The following is a 21,627-nucleotide window of genomic DNA, read 5'->3' as shown; positions in this document are numbered from 1 at the left end:
CTCGCGCGCAAAGTCATGCACCGGATGCATCAAATCGATGCGTAAATGTGATCGTTTCTCCCAGGGTGACAAATTCCGCACGGTCGTACAAAAATAGCCTCCATCGAACGTAGCATTCCGTCAACGTTGCACACCTCTCATCAGGGGAGAAGCGATCGGTGAACGCGCATTCAGTCCGGCCCATGCCTTGCCGCAGGCCCACGATGATCACGCGCTCGTCCACGCTGCTCCTGCGCACGCGAGAAGACCCCGGCCGCCGCGCCAGACAGGACTACGCGCAGCACTCCGCGTAGCACTCCCAGCATTGCGTTTCGTGCGGTTCCGCGAGGAACCCGCCTCCCCTTTTGCCTGAAGCTTTTATCCGTGGCTTTGCCTGAAGCGTGCGCAGCACTCTGTCACACCAATCCCAATCCATAAATAACGCTAAGGATGACGAAATGTTACAACGCGATAACCTCGACATGAAATGGCTGCTTCGCTGCCTCGCGGCGGCCGGTTTGATGGGCGCAACGGGTGTCGCAAGCGCGCAGAGCAGCGTCACCTTGTATGGCATCGTCGACGGATCGATCCTCTACACGAGCCATACGTTGAACACGCAGACGGGCCAGAACGCCGGTCACCAGTTCTCCTTCACGGACAGCGGCATGTCCGGCTCGAACTTCGGCATGCGCGGCGCGGAGGACCTGGGTGGCGGGATGCGCGCGGTATTCGCGCTCGAAAGCGGCATTAGCATCGCGAACGGCCGGTTCAACAATTCCAACGGCAACTTCTTCGGGCGTCAGGCATGGGTCGGCATGGAAAGTCCTTACGGAACAGTCAAGGCTGGTCTGCAGTACTCACCGTTCTTCCTCTCGCTCTACCAGACGGACCCGCGCGGCATGTCGTACTTCGGCAGCGGCCTCGTGAGCTACGTGAACAACGTCTATGTGACCGGGCTCTTCAACAGCAACGCGCTCACGTACACGTCGCCGGAAATCGCCGGCATCCAGGCAATGGGCATGTTCGCCATGGGCGGCGCAGCCGGCAACTTCCAGGCTGGACGCCAGTATTCGGCGAGCCTGCGCTACCACATCGCAGGCTTGACGATCACGGGCGCGCTGTATAGCGGCAACGCCGGAGGCAGCGCTGCCTCGACGCCGGTGCCGAGCACCGTGGAGTTCGTGGGCCGCACGATCGGCGCGAGCTACCGCTTCCCGAACTCACTCACGATCTCCGCTTCATATGCGCTTTACAAGGTTGCGCAGTCGTTCGACAACAGCGTCTACTCCGGCGGACTCAGCTATATGATCGCGCCCTATCTCGACGTCGACGCGGGCGTCTGGTACACGCGCGACGGCAACGACGGCAGCAACCACTCGCTGATGGCTTCGAGCGGCGTGCAGTTCTTCCTCTCCAAGCGCACGACGCTCTATGGCCAGGTCGGCTACGTGAATAACCACGGGCGCATGGACACGGGCTTGTCGATCAACAACGCGCTCTTCGAAGTCTCCGGCTCGACGGTGGGCGCGAGCATCGGCATCCGGCATCTGTTCTGATACGCACGGGTGTTCCGCGGCGCGCGCGCAACGCGACGCGGAACGCGCGCTCGGGCCCGACCCTGCGTGCACCAGACCGCGCTCGACAGGTGCGAGCGAAGCGCCGACAATGAACGCCCTTTACGACGCGCGCGTCCCGCTCAGCGAGGCGAGGCGCGTACACGTTCGCGCCGCGGCGCACACGGGGCAATCCATGCAGGACACAAACGCAGGCAATCGACATTTCGATACGCTCATCGTCGGTGCGGGTTCGATGGGCATGGCGGCAGGCTATTATCTGAGCCGCCTCGGCAACAAGGTGCTGCTGCTCGACGCCGGCGATCCGCCGCATGATCAGGGTGCGCATCACGGGGCTACGCGCCTCATTCGCCACGCCTATGGCGAAGGCGCCGCCTACGTGCCGCTCGCCTTGCGCGCGCAGCAGCTTTGGGAAGACCTCGAGCAGCAAACGCAAACCGCCCTCTTCGTGCGCACGGGCGTCGTCAATATCGGCTCGCCCGACGACGCGTTCATGCGCGAAGTGCTGGTGAGCGCCGCCAGCCACGGCATCCCGCTGGAAACGCTCGACGCCGCCGCTGCCGGCAAACGCTGGCCAGCGTGGCGGCTGCGGCCGGAACAGATCGCGAACTTCGAACCCGGTGCGGGCGTGCTCTATTGCGAGCGCGCGATCGGCGCTTACCGCCAGCTCGCGACCTCGCTCGGCGCAACGCTGGGCACGAATACGCGCGTCAGGCGCATCGAGTGTCACGGGCGGGAAAGCGTCAACGTCTGGACCGACACGAACGACAAGTTCACCGTGCGCGACCTGATCGTGTGTGCAGGCAAATCGACTCGCGATCTGCTCGCGCCGCTGGGCCTCGAGATTCCGGTCACGCGCGTGCGCAAGAGTTTCGCGTGGTTCGGGAGCGCGCCCGGCCTCTTTGCACCGGAGCGCTTCCCGGGCTTTTTCGTTGCCTCGGAAATGGGCGGCTATTACGGGTTTCCCGATCTCGACGGCAACGGCCTGAAGCTGGGCCGCCACGACGCCGGCGAGCCTGTTGCAGCGGACGCACCGCTCGCGCCATTCGGCGCCAGGCCGGGCGATCTCGGCGATCTGCAAGCCTTCCTGCAACGCTATTTACCGGGCGCGGGGAAACTGCGCGTGGGTCGGGTCTGCGAATACGACATGACGCCGGACGAGCATTTCATCATCGACCGCGTGCCCACCTGCCCGAACGTGCACATCGCAACCGGCTTTTCCGGGCATGGTTTCAAGTTCGCCAGTGCGATTGGCGAGGCGCTCGCCGAGCGGATCACGCAAGGCGAAAGCCGCATCGACCTTGCGATGTTCGCGCGCAAGCGCTTTGCATGACAACTCGCTCAGGCCGCCCGGTCCATGACGCGCTGCATCACTTGATGCAGTTGACTGGTCGTTATCGGGTCGGGAATCAACCGTCCGCTCCCGGTCAGTCAGCCGCCAGATCCGGGATCAGCGAGGAACCGCGCTCGAAGGCATCTTCGAACCGGTCCAGCCCATTCGTGCCGCCGTTGACCAGTTGCCGTGCCATAGCCATGTTGCCCGCCAGCAAGGCTTTCTTGATCGCGAGTTCGCGGTCTGCGAGGAACAGCGCGAGCAGTTCCGCGGCGACAGTGGGATCGGAAGCGCGATCGGGATCGCTCACGAGGTCAATGGGCGTAGAGAGTTTCGGACCGTAGGTCTGGTAGTTGAGCCGCCCCGTCAGCTGAATGTATCCACGGCCCTTGAAGGCGGCGCCATCCGGCGCGCCGCGGTTTCCGAGGTCCTTGCGACTGTCGTAGAGGTCGAAGGGGTGTCCGGACGGTGAAGTGTTGAATCTCGACTCCCCCTCGGCAATCGGCTCGAAACACTCCACTTCGGCGCGCACTGTCGCGAGCGCCATCAAGACCATAGGCTTGTCGGAGATGTGCGACTGCACCAGCGCTGAGAGCACCGAGGGCAAGTTCGACTTGATGTTGCCTATCGGCGTAACGGGGAAAATCTGGCTGACGATCTGGACGCTCACCGCGGGAATGGCGCTCGGCAACGTGGTCGAATCGGCCAGACCGAGCGCCGAGAGCGTGCGCGGACCGGCTACGCCGTCGGGCAGCAGGCCCTCGCTCTTCTGGAACGCCATGACCGCTGCCACCGTTCCCTGTCCGAACAGGCCATCGATAGCGCCTGGACTGAACCCGTGTGTCGTCAAGGTTTGCTGTAACGTCTTCACATCATCGTTGTTGTCTCCCTGCTTCAACGGGCCCGCAATCATGACGGTCTCCTCAACATGGTTGCCATTCCTGGCGGCACGAAAATCGATGCTCGCGTCTCGCACCCATTCGTCTGCATCTCGCTCAGAGAGAGGGATCGAGAGGCGTGATTCTTGCGAGCATGACGGTGAATTCTTCCGCGGCGATCTGCCGGAACTTCATCTTGACCACGGCCATGCGCTGTTGGGGTGGATCGTCCGGGAGGAGCCGGTTCGCGGCATCTTCGAGCACGCTCCCGCTGTCGTCGACCTTCGGCATGTTCGCGGACGTTTCACCATCCTCAGCCTTCATCAGTAGCCAGATCGGCACGACGTCGGCGAGTCCGATGGGAATCAGCGACGCCGCGCTTTCGCCGAAGTGGCGGCGCACGATCGCCTGGGAACAGAGCCGGAGCGTGAAACGGAACGGGAAGCCGGTTCGGATGGAAAGAATCACAGGGTCCGCCGATGCGACCTGCTCGACGGAATTGATGCCTTCTGATTCAAATACGGAAACAATGGGAATGGTGACGCCGGTTAGCGAAAGCAGCTTGTCGGGCGGGTTCTCCGCTTTCTCGAACGGCGTGAGTTGAGGAAATCCGAAGCGGCGAACGATCTTGAGCAAGGCTTCAACGGGAAACGTGCCCAGTGCGAAGACGAGCGCCGCGCCAGTGCCGTCAGTTCCGCCCATCACCATGGCAAGCGGAGTCGCGAGGAACACGCGCAGCGCGTACCAGTACACATCCGAAACGTTCAATGCCCTACGGCGAATGCTGAGCACCGAGTCGCTCACGACGAACATCAGTGCGCCGCCGAAGGACGCGACCAACACCTGTTGCGTGATGCCGTAAACGCCGGTTCGTTCAGCCGCAATGCCGCTCTGCCCGAAGTCGTAATTGCAGCCGACAAGCGCCGCCGCGGCGTAGACCACACAGAGCATGATGACGAAAGGCGGCACGAACGCGGGCAAGCCGTATTGCTCGTGATAAATGCGGGCGAACAACCGGTCACACAGGTCGAGCCTCTGGTCCGCTGCCTCCCGCCATTTTTCGTCGCCGGGGAACAGGCCATCGGAAATGTTCGGGACTGCGCGCTCGGCGAGCAGCGCATGAATGAGGCGCTTGGACCAGTAGCGCTGCAGATAGGCTGACAGCGCCTTGCCTTTGAGGCTGTTTTCGAACTCGCGATAGCGCGCGTACCAACCAAGACACAAGAACGCGATTTGCGGTGCGCCAGTCAGGACGGTCACGAACGCCGCGAGCGTGACGGCCGTTTCGATCTGCGCCAACGTCCGGCCGGTCAGCTTCCAGAGAAAGACGCCACCCGCGATGTTGATGCCCACCAGCACCGCGCTCAATAAAAACGCACGCGAAAGCGCTCTGAGATGCCCCTCATTCGGCGTTCGCGCGATACGTCCGGGTAGTGTTCCTGCGACTGTGACCATGGCAAGACAAGCCTCCGCTAGCGGTATCGGAGCCAGCTTTGAACAGAACGCTTGCGCGAAATACGCCGACCGATTGCGCAAAATTCCCCGCATAGTTCGATATAAATGTGATTTTCCCTTGATGCGTCTGTGGGCTGGCAAACACTATCCGCTGCTTTTTCATGCGATAAAACCCGCACTGATTTTCGTGAAATTTGCTCTAATTTAAGGGCAGGCAGGCGAACCCTGGGGAGGCGATACATGAGCGACGAAAAGAGCCCTCAAGGTTGGTGGACCACGCTGCCCGGACTATTGACCGCCTCCGCGACGGCGATTACCGCTGTTGGCGGTCTGATCGCGATTCTTGGCCAGCAAGGTCTCTTTCACAAGCCAGCGCCCGCAACGCCTCCCGCCGTGGCCTCGGTGGCTTTGGCGCCGGAGGTCGCGTCAGCGCCGCAAATCGCGCCGCCGGTGAAGGACGTTGCGGATGCTCCCTTAACGCACCCACAGACTGAAAACGCCCCGCCGCTCGCTTCCGCCGTGCCGGCTTCCGCCTCTTCGACGCATGGCGACATCGGCAGCAACATGACTTACTTCGCCGGCAGCTGGCAGAACATCCATCCCGCGACGGCGGGAATCCTGAAGATCCAGATTCGCATAGCGGATTCCACGATGTTCGTGCATGCTTGGGGCAAGTGCCGCCCTACCAACTGCGATTTTGGCGAGGTGCAAGCGCAAGGAATCGGGAGCAACATGGACTCGCAGCCGGGCGCGGGCGTGCGTGAGGTCACAGCGCAATTCAGGAACAACGTCCGACAGCTCGCGCTCACCATCCGCCCGGCGCCGAACGATCATATCCGCGTGGAAGCCCTGACGAACTTTATCGATCAAAGCGGACGTGCGCCGCTAGCGAAAGTGCTTGTGTTTCAGCGCATGTGATGCCGACGGCTCGATGAGAACCATGCAGCGCCCCACCGGGCCTCATGCCGCGTCAGCGTTTATAGCTCGATCTGAACGTTGGCTGCCGGGCCGGTCCAATCGAGATTGATATAGCTCGTGAAAAGATTGGCGGGCCGATAAAGACCTGGCGCCCCGCCCTCTACCGGCACCGCGTTCGCAGCGAGACGCTGCATTACGTGCTGACTCAGTCCGAGGGCCGCGGGAAATTTGCGCAGGCCGGTCGCGAAAAGCGCGCCGGCCCATGGCCGATGCGAGATATCACACGCATTCGGCTGCCACGGCGCCGGGCGTTCGAACACGACCCCTGCCGCCGCGAGACGGTTCGCCATCCAGACAAGCGGACCATTCGACAGCCCCGATTCGCCGAGACCGTAGCCGCCGCCCACATCGGCATGCGCGCCGGGAAACAGGACCTGAACGACATTGGCGCGGGCATTCCACAGCGTCGGAGTGAAGTCGACGCGCTCCTCGTCCACCGCGAGCGCCTGGAACCCGTACTTGACGTGCGCGCTCAGGTCGTTGTTGCAGAACTGGAACGCATCGAGCCGCACGGGTGTGCCGTCGTCGTTGCGAATGGCCGGTATGCCGAGCGCACCGACCGTGTCCCACACGGCAACCGCCTCGACAGGCACATCGCTGACGAACTTCAACGGGGGCGACGGATGTAGCCCGAGTTCGACATAATCGGAAAACGAAGTCACGCTGTCCGCCAGTGCACGCAGGAGACCGGTTGCACTCGCGTGCATCGTCTGCTTGTATTCGTGCCACGCGGCAAGCCCCGCGCTATAGCTGGATTCGGACCCCGCCAGGAGTCCCATCGCGGTCCAGTCGAGCAAGCCCTTGTTCGTCACGAACCCCGCGAGCGAGCGCGCCGTGTAGGCGCCGCGGCTGAATCCGACGATATAGATCCTGTCGCCCGGTTGATACTGCCGCGACAGGTACGTATATCCGCGAACGATGCGCGCGATGAGTCCGAGCCCGACTGCGCCGCCTGCCACTTTATCGAGCGGGTTGTCCCCGTTTCCTACGCCGTGAATATATTTGGCGACCTGCGCGGGCCCGCCTGCGGATTCGGGGGCCGCGATTTCGAGCTCGTTGTCGTTCGGTCCGAGCGGCGCCGAGCCCTTCAGGTTTTCAAACAACTTTTCCACGTTCGTGGGAGTCAGACCGCCCGTTCGGTCCTGAGAGTTGGGACCGTTCCAGGTACCGTCGAGACACAACACAATATTCTTGCTCATCACGGGACTCCTCGCAGGTTCGAGTGCGCTTACTTCGATCCTCGAATCTAAGGTGTCCCACGTAAATCGCCATCAATATTCGAAAACCGAATGTGCGCTACCGAACATTTGTGGGGAATCCCATCGACGCACGTGCGCGATGGCGCCTCAAATCCGCAGATCCGAACTCAAGTGTCGCGAGCTGGAAATTCGGGAACGGCGTCGTCAATAGCGCGGCAGTATGGATGCCCATGGCATTCATCCCGATGCTGTTTATACGCGTGCGCAAAAGGCACCCGGACGCGGCGCGTCGAGCAGACCATCGAGCCGGTGCGTCAGTTCGCGGGAATCGTCACGACCGGCGCCTTGCTGCTCGTATCGGCCTCGGCGAGCGCCATGAGGTTCTGCAGGACAGTGAACGCGTATTTCGAGTCGAAGTCGGCACGTTCGACCCAGTACGCCGTGCCGTCGTAGTCGATTGCGACATAGGCGTCCGCGGGCGCCCTCGGCCCCTGGTGCACGATGATGATCGGCCGCGTTTCGCCACCAATCAGCCCGACCGTCGGTTTCGTCGCGCCGCTGTGCACCTGGGCGTCCGGCACCTGGACCTGCGCGCCGATATTCGTGAGAATGCCGAGCACCGAGCGCGTCACCATGGGAATGCGATTGCCGCCCTGCGCCGAGGGTCCGTAGACGATCTCGTAGGTGCGCGTGTCCGCCGCGAGATGGAGCAGTTCGCGCACGCGCGCGAGGTCCGCCGAAACTTGCGGCGACTGCGCGCTGTTCGTCGCGCCGAGGGCGAGATACACGCTGTTCATGCCGTTCTCGCTACGCGACTCCACGTTCAGTTCGCCGGCCAGCTGCAGACGCCGCAGCGTCTGCAACAACTGGAAGAAACCTGCCGAGCCCGCGCTGCCCTCTCCGCCGAGCGCGCTGCCGTTCTGCAGCCCGCCGATCGATTGCGCGCTGATACGCAGCAGCAAATCGACCGGTATGCCGCCTTCGGCGAGCGGCATCACGAGTTCCGGCGCGAGCGGCCGGATATACGCGTTAGCGAACGCTTCGCCCGTGGTCGGCGAGAACGTGAAGGTCGGGCGATTCGACCAGGAGACGCTACCGGTCGCAAGCGCATAATTCGGCTGCGAGCCCGAACCGACATTGCCGGTCGCGCCCGCTGTGGAATCGAATTGATACGCGGCGATGATCGAACTCACCGTGAGAAAGGCGGGCGCATCGCCGTAACGCAGCCCGACCACGGCCGCGAGTATTTCGCGCTTTTTTGCATCGCCGAGCGCTCTTGCATAATCGACCTGATCGGCGCGCAAGCGCGTTGGGCCGAGATGCACACACGCCGTGCCCAGCAAGGCCGAGCACGAAACCGCCAGAATCGTCGCTTTTGAAATCATCGGGAGCCTGCGCGCCGGGCCGCGCCAAGAGAATGGGTTCGCGCGCACAGGTAGCAAGCGTTGTGCCCCGATATTTCAGAAGCGCAGGCGTGACGCTTCCGGCGATGACGCTCTCAGGTGTGCGGCGCGCAAGATTGTGCCCGTGCCAGCAGCACTTCGCGGTCGCGCGCATTGTGCGTGAGCGCCGCCGCGCGCTCGAATTCCGCGCAGGCTTCGGCATGGCGCGCCAACTTTTCCAGCAGATCGCCGCGCGCGGCCGGCAGCCACGGATAGTGGCGCAGCGCGGGCTCCGCGCACAGCGCATCGACGAGATCAAGCGCCGCTTGCGGCCCCTGCACCATGCCCACCGCCACGGCGCGATTCAGGCGCACGACGGGCGAGGCATCGAGTGTGAGCAGCGCGTCGTAGATCGAGACCATCTCCGCCCAGTCGGTCGCCGCCGCACTCGGAGCGCGCGCATGGCAAGCCGCCAGCGCCGCCTGCAGCGCGTACGGCCCAGGTGCACCCGCACAGGCCGCACCGCGCGCGATCGCGGCAAGCCCGCGCCGGATCAGGAGCGCGTCCCAGCGGCTCCGGTCCTGGTCGGCGAGCAACACGGCGCGCCCGGCCCGGTCCACCCGCGCGGGCAGACGCGAAGCCTGCAGCTCCATCAACGCAACGAGGCCGTGCGCCTCGCCCTCGCGCGGAACGAGTTCCGCCAGTATGCGGCCCAGGCGCAGTGCTTCTTCACACAGCGCGGGCCGTGTCCAGTCCGGGCCCGCCGTGGCGGTATAGCCTTCGTTGAAGATCAGATAAATCACTTCGAACACCGAAGCAAGTCGCGGCTCGAGGTCGGCGCGGCGCGGCACTTCGAATGGAACTTTCGCGGCCGCGAGCGTGCGCCTCGCCCGCACGATGCGCTGCGCGACGGTTGCCTCGGGCACGAGGAACGCACGCGCGATCTCAGCCGTGGTGAGGCCGCCCAGCAGACGCAGCGTCAGCGCGGCACGCCCCTCCTTCGGCAGCACGGGATGGCACGCCACGAACACGAGCCGCAGCAAATCGTCGCCGATCTCGTCCTCGCGCGCGGCGTCGAGCGCCTCCACGAAGTCGGGCGCGAAGTGCGCTTCGAGCGCTTCGAGATCCGCGCCCATCGCCTCGTGCGCGCGCGCATGCGAGGCCGCGCGACGCAGCCGGTCGAGCGCGCGATGTTTCGCGGCGGTCATGAGCCAGGCTCCGGGGTTCTCGGGAATGCCGCTCGCCGGCCAACGCTCCAGCGCGGCGACGAACGCGTCCTGCGCGATTTCCTCGGCCACGCCCACGTCGCGCACGATGCGCGCGGCGTGGGCGATCACCTTCGCCGACTCGATGCGCCATACGGCCTCGACCGCGCGGCGCGTCGCCGTGACTGGGTCGTGAGGGTCGCGCGCTTGCGTCACGAGCCGTGTGCGCCTTTTTCAATCGCGGCCGGCGACATGTACATCAGTTCCCAGATGTGGCCATCGGGGTCTTCGAAGCTGCGGCCATACATGTCGGTGCCGCACTCCATCGGCGGGCGCCTGGACGTGCCGCCCGCCGCGAGCGCCTTGTCGACGAGAGCGTCCACTTCCTCGCGCGACACGCACGAGAGACAGGTCAGCACCTCGGTGCTTTCGCGAGCGTCCACGAGCGCCTTGTCGGTGAAGCCGCGCATGAAATCCGTGGTGAGCAGCATGGCGTACATGTTCTCGCCCAGCACCATGCAGGCAGCCTGGTCGTTGGTGAATCTGGGGTCGAACGCGAAGCCGAGCTGGCCGAAGAAGTCCATCGAGCGCTTCAGGTCGCGCACGCCCAGATTGACGAAAATGTGCTTATGCATGTTTGGAGCCTCATGGTTATCGAGTAAATACTCAGGATGCCTTATGTTGTTCCTGCAGCTGGCGAAAACGCTCGACGCCTTCGCACTGCGGAAGTTCGTCGAGTTCATAGAGCTGCCGCACTTCGACCTCGCCTTCGGCGTGCTTGCCGAAGGGCGACGGAAACCGGCGCGCCCATTCGAGCGCTTCGTCGCGCGAGCGGACCTGGATCAGCGTATAGCCGGCGATCAGCTCCTTCGTCTCGGCGAACGGACCGTCGAGGATCGTGGGCTTGCCGTTGGTGTAATGCACGCGAAAGCCACGCGAGCTGGGTTGCAGGCCCGAGGCGTCGAGCAGCACGCCGGCCTTCGCCAGCGCCTCGTGATAGCGGGCCATCTCGGCGAACACTTCCACGTCGTCGGGCGGCTCGCCCGCTTCGGTCAACGCGTTGGCGCGCACCATGATCATGAATCGCATTGTCTTCTCCTGACTGTGACGTTCGGGGACACTCGAAGCAAGCGGCACCCGTGGGTGCGCTCATGAACACGACGCGCGGGGCGCACGGAAATCGACAACCGGCAGCGAAATTTTTACGTGCCTGGGGAAAGTACCTGGTGAAGCGCCGCTCAGCGGAAACAGGGACCGGTTTCGCGCACTTCGACGCTCGCCCATTGCGCCGCGGGACAGCGCCGCGCGATGGCGAGCGCCTCGTCGCGCGTTGCGCAATCGACGAGGAAAAAGCCGCCGATCATTTCCTTCGCTTCGGCGAACGGGCCGTCGACGATGCTCGCGCGGCCTTCGCGCACCTGCACGCGTGCGCCGCCGGAGTCGGAGGTGAGCGCGTGCGCGACGATCAGCTTGCCCTCGGCGGCGAGTTCATCCGCGAACTCGACCATGCGCGCGTAGAGCGCCTCGCCTTCGGATGGCGCGCGCGCCTCGCGCTGGCCGCGCGGCTCGGCGATGAGCAGCATGAATGGCATGAGCGTGTCCTCTCAGTAAAGCCTGCGATCCTGAAAGGCACGAGTCTATTCCAGAAGAACCGTTGCGCGTCGGGGCCGCGCGCGCCGTCAGGCGCTCACGCGTAGCGTGCGAGGAAAAGATCGGCGGACGACTCGGCGACCTGGCGCTGCTGCGCCTCGTCGAGCAGGGGCTGGCCCATCGCGACCTGCGGCCAGAAGGCGAATGCTTTCACGATGCCGTGCAATTGCTGCGAGGCGAATGCCGGATCGGATGTTTTCAGGCGGCCATCGGCGGCGGCAGCGCGCACCCAGACCGTGAGGTCCTCTTCGCGCTCGCCGATGCGGGCCACCATGTCGCGCGCGCGCTCCGGCGAATGGATGCCCGCCGCGATCGCCACGCGCGCGAGCTTGAAAAACGCTTCGTCGCTCAAGAGCCGCAGCTTGCGCATCAGCAACTCGACGAGCTGCGCACGCAGCGGCTCGCCCGCGCGGTAGGCCGGCGCGTCGGCGGTCGCACTCGCGTCCCAGAGCTGGCACAGGATCGCCGCGAACAGCGCCTCCTTGCTCGGGAAATGGTTGTAGACCGTGCGCTTCGAGACGCCCGCGCGTGCCGCAATACGGTCCATGCTCGTGGCGTCGAAGCCGAAAGCCAGAAATTCGTCGATGGCCGCCGCGACGATGGCGGCGCGCTTGCGGTCGGTCAGACGCTGAGGGGTGGGCGGGGTGCAATCCATTTCGAAATTTTACACCATGCAGTTTACTTTTCTCCAGAATAAACTACACTGTGCAGTCTACTTCCTGTTCTCAAAGGCAGCCGCCGACATGACCTCGCCTTTTGCATCGCTGAGCCGTACCTTGGGCCTGAACGCCGCACAACGCAGCCGCGAGCTCTCGTCTACCTCGCCGCAACACGACGGCGAGCGCTTTCGCAACGTGCGTCCGCGCCCGGCCGAGGGGCTTGGCAAGACGCTGAAGATCATGTGGAACATGATCTTCCATAAGCCGGGCGGCACCACGCCCGCGGGCGCGCTGCCCGTTCACGCGCTCACGCGCGAACAGCTCGAGGCCGCGCCCGATCGCAGCGTCTACCGGCTCGGCCATTCCACGCTGCTCTTCAAGCTGCGCGGCCACTTCTGGCTCACCGACCCGGTATTCGCCGAGCGCGCCTCGCCGTTCCAGAACCTCGGGCCGAAGCGCTTTCATGCGCCGCCCATCGCGCTTGCCGACCTGCCGCCGTTGCGCGGCGTGGTCCTCTCGCACGACCATTACGATCACCTCGACCGCGAAACCGTGCTCGCGCTCGCCGCCACGACGGGCGTGTTTCTCACGCCGCTTGGCGTGGGCGACCGCTTGATCGAATGGGGCATCGACGGTGCGAAGGTGCGCCAGTTCGATTGGTGGCAGGGCGCGAATGTCGAGGGCGTCGAGTTCACGGCCACCCCCGCGCAGCATTTCTCGGGGCGCAGCCTGTTCGACGGCAACAGCACGCTGTGGGCCTCGTGGGTGATCGCCGACGCCGAAATACGCGTGTTCTTCAGCGGCGATACCGGCTACTTCGACGGCTTTCAAGCGATTGGCAAGCGGCTTGGCCCGTTCGACGCGACCTTCATCGAGACCGGCGCGTACGACCCGCAATGGCCCTACGTCCACATGCAGCCCGATGAAACCGTGCAGGCGCACGTGGACCTGCGCGGCGAGTGGCTCGTGCCGATTCACAACGGCACGTTCGATCTCGCCATGCATCGCTGGCAGGACCCGTTCGAGCGCGTGACCGGCCTCGCGCTCGCTCGCGGCGTGACGCTCTCCACGCCCCGCATGGGCGAGCGGCTCGATCTGGCCGAGCCGCACCGTGGGGAGCGCTGGTGGCGCGAGGTGGCACAGAGCGCCGAGCCGCAGCGCACGGCGCGCCGGTGGTTCGCTTGCCGCGATGCGGGCGAAGCACGGTCGTAACCCCAGTCACTCCTTTCTCCCCGCAGCCCGCGCGCCACATGAGCGCGCGGGCACGCCTGCTGCCCGCTCCCCGCTTCTTCCCCATCGCTGCAAAAGTCTCCTAAGCTTTTGCATCAGGACCCGCATCGCGCCGGGCCCCTGCATGCCCCTTCCTTACCCTTAACGGGATTTCCCCAGGCTGACAGCCTCCGATTTCTGGCATTAAATAAATCAACTTGATTTATTTAGTCGGCCACGCCGTTTCAGGGGCAGCCCCTCGACCAGCTTGGCATAGGACCGGAGCCAGCGCTAAAGCGACAACTCTGGCGGCTCGACAGGAGGAGACACGTGAGAAGTCCGCATGTCGGTCAGGGCAGCAATTCCGCCAATGTCCGCCGCTACAACGAACGCCTGCTGCTGCAGGCGCTGCGTCGTGCGGGCGAGGCGTCGAAGGCCGATCTCGCGCGTCTCGCCAATCTCACGAGCACCGCGGTGGGCACCATCATCACGTCGCTCACGGCCAATGGCCTGATCGAGGTGAGCGGCCGCCGCGACGGCCAGCGCGGCCAGCCCGCCTCGCTCCTGCGCCTCTCGCCGCGCGGCGCGTTCGCCATCGGCGTGCGGCTCGACCGGACCAACATCGAAACCGTGCTCGTGGATTTCGCGGGCCAGATGATCGAGCGCCGCTCGCGCGACATGCTGCTGCCGCAACCCTCGGTCGCTCAGGAAATCGTGCAGCGCGACATCGCCGAGCTATTAGGCATCCTCACGACCGAGGAACGCAGCCGCCTCGCCGGCATCGGCGTGGCGCAGCCGTACAACCTCGGGAGCTGGCTGCGCGAACTGGGCCTGCCTGCCGATACCTTTCGCGTATGGAACGACGTCGACTTCGCGGGCGAACTCGCCCGCGCCACGGCGCTGCCCGTGTTCAGCGAAAACGACGGCAACGCGGCTGCCATCGCCGAACTCTTCTACGGCTGCGGACGCCAGCGCGACGACTTCCTCTACCTGTTTCTCGGCCCGGCAATTGGCGGCGGCATCGCCATTGACGGAGACTGCGTGCGCGGCCTCACCGGCAATGCGGGCGATTTCGCTGTGATGCCCGTGCCGCCGAGCCGCCTGCCCTCGGCGCACAAGCCGCCCGGTCAATGGGACATCCTGCTTTCGCGCGCGTCGCTCATTGCGCTGCGCCGCCATCTGCAGTATCGCGGCGAGACGATCGACAGCCGCGCCGATCTGGAAGCGTGCATCGAGCGCGGCCACCCCGGCGTGCAGGAATGGCTCGACGACTGCGTCGACGCGCTCGCCCCCGCGCTGCGCTCGGCGTTCTGCGTGCTCGACGTGCCGGCAGTGGTGCTCGACGCCGACGTGGACGCGGGCCTGATCGACACGCTCATGCAGCGCCTGCGCCTCGCGGTCGCGGCCACGGCGCCGGAGGCGCGCGGCACGCCCACCCTGGTGCGCGGCACCTTCGGTCCCGACGCCGGGGCGCTCGGCGCGGCCACGCTCCCCATGTTCTTCAACTTTTCGCCGCGCGCGGGCATCCTCATGGGCGCCGGCGCACAAACTTACACACAAGCGCAGGAGGAGAGCCATGTCGCCCTCTGAGTCCACGCCGCCGCTGCTGGAAATGCGGGGCATCACCAAGACCTTTCCCGGCGTGCGCGCGCTCGACAACGTGCGCCTCACTGTCTACCCCGGCGAGGTCCACTCGCTCATGGGCGAGAACGGCGCGGGCAAGTCGACTTTGATGAAGATCCTCTCCGGCGCCTACCAGGCCGACCCCGGCGGCGAGATTCTCATCGAGGGCAAGCCGGTCGTGATCGACGGACCGCATGCGTCGCGCGAGCTGGGCGTGGCCGTGATCTATCAGGAACTGAGCCTCGCGCCCAATCTCTCCGTTGCCGAGAACATTCATGCAGGCCGCGAACTGCGCCGTGGCGGTCGACGCTTCGGCACGGTCGACCGGCGCGCCATGGAGCGCGGCTGCGAAGACGTGCTCAAGCGCCTCGGCGCGAACTTCGGGCCCACGACGCTGGTCGGCTCGCTTTCCATCGCCGAGCGCCAGCTCGTGGAAATCGCGCGCGCCGTGCATAGCGACGCGCGCATCATCGTGATGGACGAACCCACCACGCCGCTCTCCTCGCGCGAAACGGAGCGCCTTTTCAAGCTCATCAATCAGCTGCGCGACGAAGGGCTTGCGATCATCTACATCAGCCACCGCATGGCCGAGGTGTACGAGCTGTCGGACCGCGTTTCCGTGCTGCGCGACGGCAGCTACGTCGGCACGCTCATGCGCGACGCGCTCAACGCGGAAAGCCTCGTGAGCATGATGGTGGGCCGCGATATTTCGGGGTTCTACAAAAAGGCGCACGCCCCTTACGATCCGGGCAAGGCCGTGCTCACCGTGCGCGATGTGGCCGACGACAAGCGCGTGCGCGGCTGCAGCCTCGACCTGCACGCGGGCGAAGTGCTCGGCATTGCGGGTCTCGTGGGCGCGGGCCGCACCGAGCTTGCGCGCCTCATCTTCGGCGCGGAGCCGCGCGTGCGCGGCGAGATCGCCATCGACGGCAAGCGGCTCAACGTGCACACGCCGCGCGACGCGATCAACGCGGGCCTCGTGTATCTGACCGAAGACCGCAAGCATCAAGGCCTCTTTCTTGACATGAGCGTACGCGACAACATCAACATCGCCGTGGCCGGGCGCGACGCGCGCCTGGGTGTGCTCGATCTCGCCCGCGGCGGTGAGCGCGCGAAGGAAGCCATCCGCTCGCTCTCCATTCGCGTGCCGAGTGCGCGCGTGAACGTGGGCGCGCTCTCGGGCGGCAACCAGCAGAAGGTGCTGCTCTCGCGCCTGCTGGAAACGAAGCCGCGCGTGCTGATCCTCGACGAGCCCACGCGCGGCGTCGATATCGGCGCAAAGTCCGAGATCTACCGCATCATCAACGACCTCGCCAGGACCGGGGTAGGCATCATCGTGATTTCGAGCGAACTGCCCGAGATCATCGGCGTGGCCGACCGCGTGCTCGTCATGCGCGAAGGCGTGTTCGCCGGCGAGCTTGGCGGCTACACCGGCAAAGCCATCACCCAGGAAGCGATCATCGAACTCGCCACCGGCTCGCAGCACCCGCTCGACGAAGCCGCTTGACCTTCACCGCATACGCAAGAAACGTCCCTCAGGAGTACGACATGAAAAGCATTCTTCCCCGGCACGGTGTCGCGGCCTCGCCCACGCAGCCCGCGCAAGGCGCTCAACCCGCACGCAGCGTCGCGGTCGACGGTCATCGCCAGCGCATGAAGTCGCTCATCCGCACCGCCGGCATGCTGCCGGTGCTGGTGCTGCTGTGCATCGGCTTCGGTCTGCTCACCGATGGCTTCTTCACGCTGGAGAATCTTTCGATCGTCACGCAGCAGGCGTCGATCAACATCGTGCTCGCGGCCGGCATGACCTTCGTGATTCTCACGGGCGGCATCGACCTTTCGGTGGGCTCGGTGCTGGCCGCCGCCGCCATGGCCGCCATGATCGGCTCGAACATCGTCGGCTGGGGCTGGCTCGGCGTGCCCATGGCGCTCGCGGTGGGGCTCGGCTTCGGCCTCATCAACGGTGCGCTCATCTCGCTGCTGCGCCTGCCGCCGTTCATCGTCACGCTCGGCTCGCTCACGGCGGTGCGCGGCATTGCGCGCCTCATGGGCCACGACACGACGATCTTCAACCCGCAACTGCCGTTCGCGTTCATCGGCAACGGCACGGTGCTCGGCGTGCCCTGGCTCGTGATCATCGCGCTCGTGGTGGTGGCCGGCTCGTGGTTCGTGTTGCGCCGTACCGTACTCGGCCTGCGCATCTACTCGGTGGGCGGCAACCCGGAAGCGGCGCGCCTCTCGGGCATCAAGGTGTGGGGCATCGAGATGTTCGTCTATGCCGTCTCGGGCCTGCTCGCCGGCCTCGGCGCGGTGATGTCGGCGGCCCGCCTCTACGCGGCCAACGGCCTGCAACTGGGCCAGTCGTACGAACTCGACGCGATCGCCGCGGTGATTCTGGGCGGCACGAGCTTCGTGGGCGGCGTGGGCTCGATCATCGGCACGCTGATCGGCGCGCTGATCATCGCCGTCCTGACCAATGGCCTCGTGCTGCTCGGCGTCTCGGACATCTGGCAATACATCATCAAGGGCCTCGTGATCGTCGGCGCCGTGGCGCTCGACCGCTACCGCCAGCGCGGCTCGGCCCGCACGTAAGCGGCACCGCATACAGCATCAGCCAGAAACAGGCGCGAGCGCAGGCGGTCCTGCTGCGCTCGCCGGTAAAGCACCCAAACAGGACCCAAGCAGGCCCCCTCAGGAGACAACCTCATGTTCAAGAAAAAAGCCCTTCTCGCCGCTGCCGCCCTCACGTTCGGTTTCGCACTGCAAGGCGCGCATGCCGCCGACAAACAGCTCAAGTCGATCGGCATTACCGTGGGCTCGCTCGGCAATCCCTACTTCGTGACGATCGTGCAGGGTGCGCAAGCGAAGGCGAAGCAGATCAACCCGAGCGCCAAGGTCACGGCCGTTTCCGCCGACTACGACCTGAACAAGCAGTTCACGCAGATCGACAACTTCATTTCGGCGCACGTGGACATGATCCTCCTGAACGCGACTGATCCGAAGGCGATCTTGCCCGCAGTGAAGAAGGCCCAGGCAGCCGGTATCGTGGTGGTGGCCGTGGATGTGGCCGCCGCGGGCGCCGACGCCACCGTGCAGACCGACAACGTGAAGGCAGGCGAGATTTCGTGCGAGTATCTCGCGAAGAAGATCAACGGCAAGGGCAACGTGATCATCCAGAACGGCCCGCAGGTTTCGGCCGTGATCGACCGCGTGAACGGCTGCAAGCAGGTGCTCGCGAAGTCGCCTGGCATCAAGATCCTCTCGGATGACCAGGACGGCAAGGGCTCGCGCGAAGGCGGCATGAACGTGATGCAGGGCTACCTCACGCGTTTCCCGCAGATCGCCGGCGTGTTCACGATCAACGACCCGCAGGCCATCGGTAGCGACCTGGCCGCGAAGCAACTGCATCGCGGCAACATCGTGATCACCTCGGTGGACGGCGCGCCCGATATCGAAACGGCGCTCAAGACCGACACGCTCGTGCAGGCCTCGGCAAGCCAGGACCCGTACAAGATGGCGCAGACAGCCGTGCAGGTGGGCTACGAGATCATGAACGGCAAGAAGCCCGCCAACCCGATGATCGAAATGACGCCGCAGCTCGTCACGCGCGACAACGTAGGCAGCTACAAGGGCTGGTCGTCGCACTAAGCGTTGCATGAGCACAGGCGCCCGTGCTCGCGGCGGTCATGCGAGCACGGCGTCCTTCGTCACCACGCGGCGCGGAATGATTTTCAGGTCGTAAAACGTGTCCGCGATCTTCTGTTGCTGCGCGATCACCGCGGCGTCGATCGGCCGGTATTCATGCGCGTAGTGCGTCAGACCGGTCTGGATCGTCGCCGCATCCAGGCCCTGGATCGGTGAGAGTTTCGCGGCCGCGGCCGCCGTGTTGGCGCGCACCCACTGCCCCGTCTTGCCGAGTTCGTCTAGCGCGATCGCGAGCGCGTCCCTGCGGTTTTGCGCGAATTCGCGCTGGCTCAGGAAGAACTGATGATGGCTCGCCACGCCGCTGGCGTCGGCAAGCAGGCGTGCGCCGTCCTGCGATTCGACGGCAGCGAGGAACGGGTCCCAGATCGCCCACGCGTCGATGGCGCCGCTTTGCAGCGCCGCGCGCGCGTCGGCGGGCGCCAGAAACACAGGCTGCACGTCGCCGATGGAAAGGCCCTGCTTTTGCAGCAGTGCGACGAGAAACCAGTGCACGTCCGAGCCGCGATTCAGGCCGATCTTCCTGCCCTTCAGTCCTGCCACGTCATGGATTGGCGAATTTTTCGCAACCACCACGCCTTCCGCGTGCGGCGTGGGCAATTCATATGCCGTATAGACGAAATCCGCGCCCGCGGCCTGCGCAAACACGGGCGGGGCTTCGCCCACATAGCCAAAGTCGATCGCGCCCACGTTCAGGCCTTCGAGCAGCTGCGGGCCGGCCGGGAATTCGGTCCACGACACCTTGATGCCGAGGGGCGCGAGGCGCGTTTCGAGCGTGCCGTTGGCCTTGAGCAGCACGAGCGTGCTCGCGGCCTTCTGATAGCCGACGCGGAACTGGCCGGGCTGATACCTGGCAAACGCGGTTGCGGGCAGCGCCGCGCCGGCAAGCGTCGCGCCGAGCGTGGCGAGGAAATGTCGGCGGGTATATCGGCGGGTATAGGGTCTGGGCGGCGTGGTCATCTTCAGCGCTTGCGTGTTGGCATGGGGCATGCACCCACACGGCGCAGCCATCGAAGCGATGATGCTACCGGGCCGCGCGCGTTCGCAGAACCGACGATTCGCGCTAAGCAAATCACGCCGGCAGGAATACGCGGGCGCGCTGCGCGAGCGACCTACGCGCCAGCCGTCGCGCGCGGATCGGGCGACATGTGCGCCCCGTTCGCGCGATACCAGCGCACGAACGCCTCCGACGGCATGGGCTGCGCGTAGAAGAAGCCCTGGATATACGTGACGCCGCGCGCGCACAGATAGTCGCGCTGCACCTGCGTTTCCACCCCCTCGGCCACGATCCGCGCGCCAAGGCTATGCGCGAGATCGATAATGGCGTCGAGCACGGTTGCCTTGCTGCCTTGCGCATCGATGGTCAGCACGAAGCCTCGATCGATCTTCAGGATATCGAACGGAAATTTCTCGAGATACGAGAGCGAACAATATCCCATGCCAAAATCGTCGATGGCGACCTTCACGCCCTCGCGCCGCAAAGTCACCAGATTGCTGCGCGCCTGCCCGGTATTGCGCACCAGCGTGCGCTCAGTGATCTCCAGCGTGATCGCCGCGCCGTGCGGCGCCACGGCCGCGCGCAGCGCCTGCACGTCGCTCACGAGCTGGACGCCCGACAGATGCTCGGGCGCGAAGTTGACGCCGAGGTGAAAGCCCGGCGTGACGTCCCACGTGGCCACGTCGCGACCGATGAGCTTCAGCAGATGCTGCGTGAGCGGCACGATCACTTGCTCTTCTTCGGCTACCTGAATGAACTCGTCCGGACGGATCGCGCCTGTGCCTGGCCGCACCCAGCGCAGCAACGCCTCCACGCCCTCGCAGCGCCCCGTCTCGACGCCGTAGAGCGGCTGGTATTCGACATGAAATTCGTTCGCACCAATGGCCCGCAGCAGTTGTTCGCGGCGCGACTGCCCGCTTTGCTGCAAACGGCGCACGAGCCAGACGAGCCACGCGGAGAGGGCAGCCGCCCACGGCAGATAGCGCAGCAGCAGGCCGCGCCAGGCTTCGAGAATACGCTCGGGCCGCCCGTAGATCTTCAGATCGATCGTGGCGCCCGACAGGCGCTTTTGCACATCGGCCAGCAACGGCGCGCCGCGCACGTTGACGAGCGCCATGGCTTCACGCAACACCGTGCCCTCGCCCACCCTCAGTTCGGCCTGGCGAAACACGGCGAGCGGCGCCGCCCCATGCAGCAGGTCCAGCAGATACTGCACGTCCACCACGGCCACCACCGAGCGCCCCGCTTCGCCCGCGACGCCAACCAGCAGCGAGGGACGGTTGCGCACCATCGGCGTGTCCTCGACGATCATGAGCCATTCGCCCTGCGCGGCCGGCACGCCGCCATTGAGCCAGCCGCCATTCGGAACCGCCTGTTGCGAGAACGCGGACGAGCAGTCGACGCGGCCCTCGTAAAGAATGTTGAGCGTGCGCACATAGGGCACGGCGGCGGCCTTGCGCGTGAGGTCCGGCGAGAGCGTGCCGCACGCTTCGTTCGCACGCGGCGCGAACGAACGCGCCGCGCTCTGCGCCGTCTCGACGATCGAGACAACCTGCCCGACGATAATCGCGGAAGCGAGGGTCGCCTCGCGCTGCGCAAAGCGCTCGGCCTCGTAACGGCCGAGCGCCACGCACAGCAGGATCGGAATCAGCGCCACGACCAGCAGCACGAGCAAACGCGAAACTCGCGAGCGGACCGCGCCGGGGTTGGGCGAGACTTCGGGCAAGGCGTCCTCCGCACCAGGGCCGTCACGGGGGCGGCTACGGTATGACGCCAACATACACCAACGCGCCGGCAGCGGGCG

At 65.3% G+C, this 21,627-nt stretch carries 20 protein-coding genes; 8 read left to right on the top strand and 12 right to left on the bottom strand.

Going from position 1 to position 21,627, the window contains the following annotated elements; all coding sequences use genetic code 11:
• Positions 1-13 precede the first annotated feature (13 nt).
• Positions 14-223, bottom strand: a complete 210-nt coding sequence (locus BHE01S_RS38575) for a hypothetical protein (RefSeq protein ID WP_167337729.1) — start codon at positions 221-223, stop codon at positions 14-16.
• Positions 224-437: 214 nt separating this feature from the next.
• On the opposite strand from BHE01S_RS38575, the gene BHE01S_RS32395 reads away from it, so the two are divergent.
• Both BHE01S_RS32395 and solA read left to right on the top strand, forming a co-directional pair.
• Positions 438-1,535 (top strand): porin, encoded by a 1,098-nt coding sequence (locus BHE01S_RS32395; RefSeq protein WP_407669578.1) that lies wholly within the window; start codon positions 438-440, stop codon positions 1,533-1,535.
• 193 nt (positions 1,536-1,728) lie between these two features.
• The gene (gene solA, locus BHE01S_RS32390) at positions 1,729-2,886 is read left to right on the top strand and encodes an N-methyl-L-tryptophan oxidase (protein WP_042271549.1); all 1,158 of its coding nucleotides are present in this window, start codon (positions 1,729-1,731) and stop codon (positions 2,884-2,886) included.
• A 94-nt stretch (positions 2,887-2,980) separates the two neighbouring features.
• Here the strand turns inward: solA and BHE01S_RS32385 are convergent, their stop codons facing one another.
• On the bottom strand, positions 2,981-3,799 hold the full coding sequence (locus tag BHE01S_RS32385; RefSeq protein ID WP_042271496.1) for a peptidoglycan-binding protein: 819 nt from the start codon (positions 3,797-3,799) through the stop codon (positions 2,981-2,983).
• An 82-nt stretch (positions 3,800-3,881) separates the two neighbouring features.
• Entirely contained in the window at positions 3,882-5,219 is a 1,338-nt protein-coding gene (locus BHE01S_RS32380; RefSeq protein ID WP_042271494.1) for a hypothetical protein, read from the bottom strand.
• A gap of 240 nt (positions 5,220-5,459) precedes the next feature.
• Here BHE01S_RS32380 and BHE01S_RS32375 point away from each other — a divergent pair, with 240 nt between their 5' ends.
• Positions 5,460-6,137 carry a hypothetical protein gene (locus BHE01S_RS32375; protein ID WP_042271491.1) on the top strand — a complete coding sequence of 226 codons (678 nt, stop codon included), beginning with the start codon at positions 5,460-5,462 and terminating at the stop codon, positions 6,135-6,137.
• Between the two features lie 59 nt (positions 6,138-6,196).
• On the opposite strand, the gene BHE01S_RS32370 is transcribed toward BHE01S_RS32375, so the two are convergent.
• The 7 genes from BHE01S_RS32370 to BHE01S_RS32340 form a co-directional block, all read right to left on the bottom strand.
• Entirely contained in the window at positions 6,197-7,396 is a 1,200-nt protein-coding gene (locus BHE01S_RS32370; RefSeq protein ID WP_052406212.1) for a DUF2235 domain-containing protein, read from the bottom strand.
• A gap of 314 nt (positions 7,397-7,710) precedes the next feature.
• A complete protein-coding gene (locus tag BHE01S_RS32365; protein WP_042271488.1) occupies positions 7,711-8,781 on the bottom strand; it encodes a hypothetical protein in 1,071 nt (356 codons plus the stop codon).
• Positions 8,782-8,894: 113 nt separating this feature from the next.
• Positions 8,895-10,199 (bottom strand): RNA polymerase sigma factor, encoded by a 1,305-nt coding sequence (locus BHE01S_RS32360; RefSeq protein WP_042271485.1) that lies wholly within the window; start codon positions 10,197-10,199, stop codon positions 8,895-8,897.
• Complete coding sequence (locus BHE01S_RS32355; RefSeq protein WP_042271482.1) at positions 10,196-10,618, bottom strand: VOC family protein; 423 nt, start codon at positions 10,616-10,618, stop codon at positions 10,196-10,198. Before BHE01S_RS32355 ends, BHE01S_RS32360 begins: the two co-directional genes overlap by 4 nt.
• Positions 10,619-10,649: 31 nt before the next feature.
• On the bottom strand, positions 10,650-11,072 hold the full coding sequence (locus BHE01S_RS32350; protein WP_042271479.1) for a YciI family protein: 423 nt from the start codon (positions 11,070-11,072) through the stop codon (positions 10,650-10,652).
• A 149-nt stretch (positions 11,073-11,221) separates the two neighbouring features.
• The gene (locus BHE01S_RS32345) at positions 11,222-11,575 is read right to left on the bottom strand and encodes a YciI family protein (protein WP_042271476.1); all 354 of its coding nucleotides are present in this window, start codon (positions 11,573-11,575) and stop codon (positions 11,222-11,224) included.
• A 95-nt stretch (positions 11,576-11,670) separates the two neighbouring features.
• A complete protein-coding gene (locus BHE01S_RS32340) occupies positions 11,671-12,288 on the bottom strand; it encodes a TetR/AcrR family transcriptional regulator (protein WP_042271470.1) in 618 nt (205 codons plus the stop codon).
• A gap of 88 nt (positions 12,289-12,376) precedes the next feature.
• On the opposite strand from BHE01S_RS32340, the gene BHE01S_RS32335 reads away from it, so the two are divergent.
• From BHE01S_RS32335 to BHE01S_RS32315, 5 genes are all read left to right on the top strand, one after another.
• Entirely contained in the window at positions 12,377-13,504 is a 1,128-nt protein-coding gene (locus tag BHE01S_RS32335; RefSeq protein ID WP_042271466.1) for an MBL fold metallo-hydrolase, read from the top strand.
• A gap of 327 nt (positions 13,505-13,831) precedes the next feature.
• The gene (locus BHE01S_RS32330) at positions 13,832-15,091 is read left to right on the top strand and encodes an ROK family transcriptional regulator (protein WP_042271463.1); all 1,260 of its coding nucleotides are present in this window, start codon (positions 13,832-13,834) and stop codon (positions 15,089-15,091) included.
• Positions 15,078-16,631, top strand: coding sequence for a sugar ABC transporter ATP-binding protein (locus BHE01S_RS32325; RefSeq protein ID WP_042271460.1), 1,554 nt, complete (start codon positions 15,078-15,080; stop codon positions 16,629-16,631). Before BHE01S_RS32330 ends, BHE01S_RS32325 begins: the two co-directional genes overlap by 14 nt.
• Before the next feature lie 41 nt (positions 16,632-16,672).
• Positions 16,673-17,716, top strand: a complete 1,044-nt coding sequence (locus BHE01S_RS32320; RefSeq protein WP_042271457.1) for an ABC transporter permease subunit — start codon at positions 16,673-16,675, stop codon at positions 17,714-17,716.
• Positions 17,717-17,830: 114 nt separating this feature from the next.
• Positions 17,831-18,772 (top strand): ABC transporter substrate-binding protein, encoded by a 942-nt coding sequence (locus BHE01S_RS32315; protein WP_042271454.1) that lies wholly within the window; start codon positions 17,831-17,833, stop codon positions 18,770-18,772.
• 36 nt (positions 18,773-18,808) lie between these two features.
• Here the strand turns inward: BHE01S_RS32315 and BHE01S_RS32310 are convergent, their stop codons facing one another.
• Together BHE01S_RS32310 and BHE01S_RS32305 are read right to left on the bottom strand one after the other, a co-directional pair.
• Complete coding sequence (locus BHE01S_RS32310; protein WP_042271542.1) at positions 18,809-19,786, bottom strand: sulfonate ABC transporter substrate-binding protein; 978 nt, start codon at positions 19,784-19,786, stop codon at positions 18,809-18,811.
• 152 nt (positions 19,787-19,938) lie between these two features.
• Positions 19,939-21,549, bottom strand: a complete 1,611-nt coding sequence (locus BHE01S_RS32305; RefSeq protein WP_042271451.1) for an EAL domain-containing protein — start codon at positions 21,547-21,549, stop codon at positions 19,939-19,941.
• Between the last annotated feature and the right edge of the window lie 78 nt (positions 21,550-21,627).

Origin of the sequence: Paraburkholderia heleia NBRC 101817 (genome assembly GCF_000739775.1) — a bacterium.
Lineage (GTDB): Bacteria > Pseudomonadota > Gammaproteobacteria > Burkholderiales > Burkholderiaceae > Paraburkholderia > Paraburkholderia heleia.
Note: the sequence above shows the minus strand (reverse complement) of the source record. Positions and strands in the feature narration are given on the sequence as shown.

What these genes read in the sequence shown, in the direction of transcription:
- BHE01S_RS32395 (WP_407669578.1), top strand. Translation starts at nt 438, where the DNA reads ATGTTACAACGCGATAACCTCGACATGAAATGGCTGCTTCGCTGCCTC.
- solA (WP_042271549.1), top strand. Translation starts at nt 1,729, where the DNA reads ATGCAGGACACAAACGCAGGCAATCGACATTTCGATACGCTCATCGTC.
- BHE01S_RS32385 (WP_042271496.1), bottom strand. Translation starts at nt 3,799, where the DNA reads ATGATTGCGGGCCCGTTGAAGCAGGGAGACAACAACGATGATGTGAAG.
- BHE01S_RS32380 (WP_042271494.1), bottom strand. Translation starts at nt 5,219, where the DNA reads ATGGTCACAGTCGCAGGAACACTACCCGGACGTATCGCGCGAACGCCG.
- BHE01S_RS32375 (WP_042271491.1), top strand. Translation starts at nt 5,460, where the DNA reads ATGAGCGACGAAAAGAGCCCTCAAGGTTGGTGGACCACGCTGCCCGGA.
- BHE01S_RS32370 (WP_052406212.1), bottom strand. Translation starts at nt 7,396, where the DNA reads ATGAGCAAGAATATTGTGTTGTGTCTCGACGGTACCTGGAACGGTCCC.
- BHE01S_RS32365 (WP_042271488.1), bottom strand. Translation starts at nt 8,781, where the DNA reads ATGATTTCAAAAGCGACGATTCTGGCGGTTTCGTGCTCGGCCTTGCTG.
- BHE01S_RS32355 (WP_042271482.1), bottom strand. Translation starts at nt 10,618, where the DNA reads ATGCATAAGCACATTTTCGTCAATCTGGGCGTGCGCGACCTGAAGCGC.
- BHE01S_RS32350 (WP_042271479.1), bottom strand. Translation starts at nt 11,072, where the DNA reads ATGCGATTCATGATCATGGTGCGCGCCAACGCGTTGACCGAAGCGGGC.
- BHE01S_RS32345 (WP_042271476.1), bottom strand. Translation starts at nt 11,575, where the DNA reads ATGCCATTCATGCTGCTCATCGCCGAGCCGCGCGGCCAGCGCGAGGCG.
- BHE01S_RS32340 (WP_042271470.1), bottom strand. Translation starts at nt 12,288, where the DNA reads ATGGATTGCACCCCGCCCACCCCTCAGCGTCTGACCGACCGCAAGCGC.
- BHE01S_RS32335 (WP_042271466.1), top strand. Translation starts at nt 12,377, where the DNA reads ATGACCTCGCCTTTTGCATCGCTGAGCCGTACCTTGGGCCTGAACGCC.
- BHE01S_RS32325 (WP_042271460.1), top strand. Translation starts at nt 15,078, where the DNA reads ATGTCGCCCTCTGAGTCCACGCCGCCGCTGCTGGAAATGCGGGGCATC.
- BHE01S_RS32320 (WP_042271457.1), top strand. Translation starts at nt 16,673, where the DNA reads ATGAAAAGCATTCTTCCCCGGCACGGTGTCGCGGCCTCGCCCACGCAG.
- BHE01S_RS32315 (WP_042271454.1), top strand. Translation starts at nt 17,831, where the DNA reads ATGTTCAAGAAAAAAGCCCTTCTCGCCGCTGCCGCCCTCACGTTCGGT.
- BHE01S_RS32310 (WP_042271542.1), bottom strand. Translation starts at nt 19,786, where the DNA reads ATGACCACGCCGCCCAGACCCTATACCCGCCGATATACCCGCCGACAT.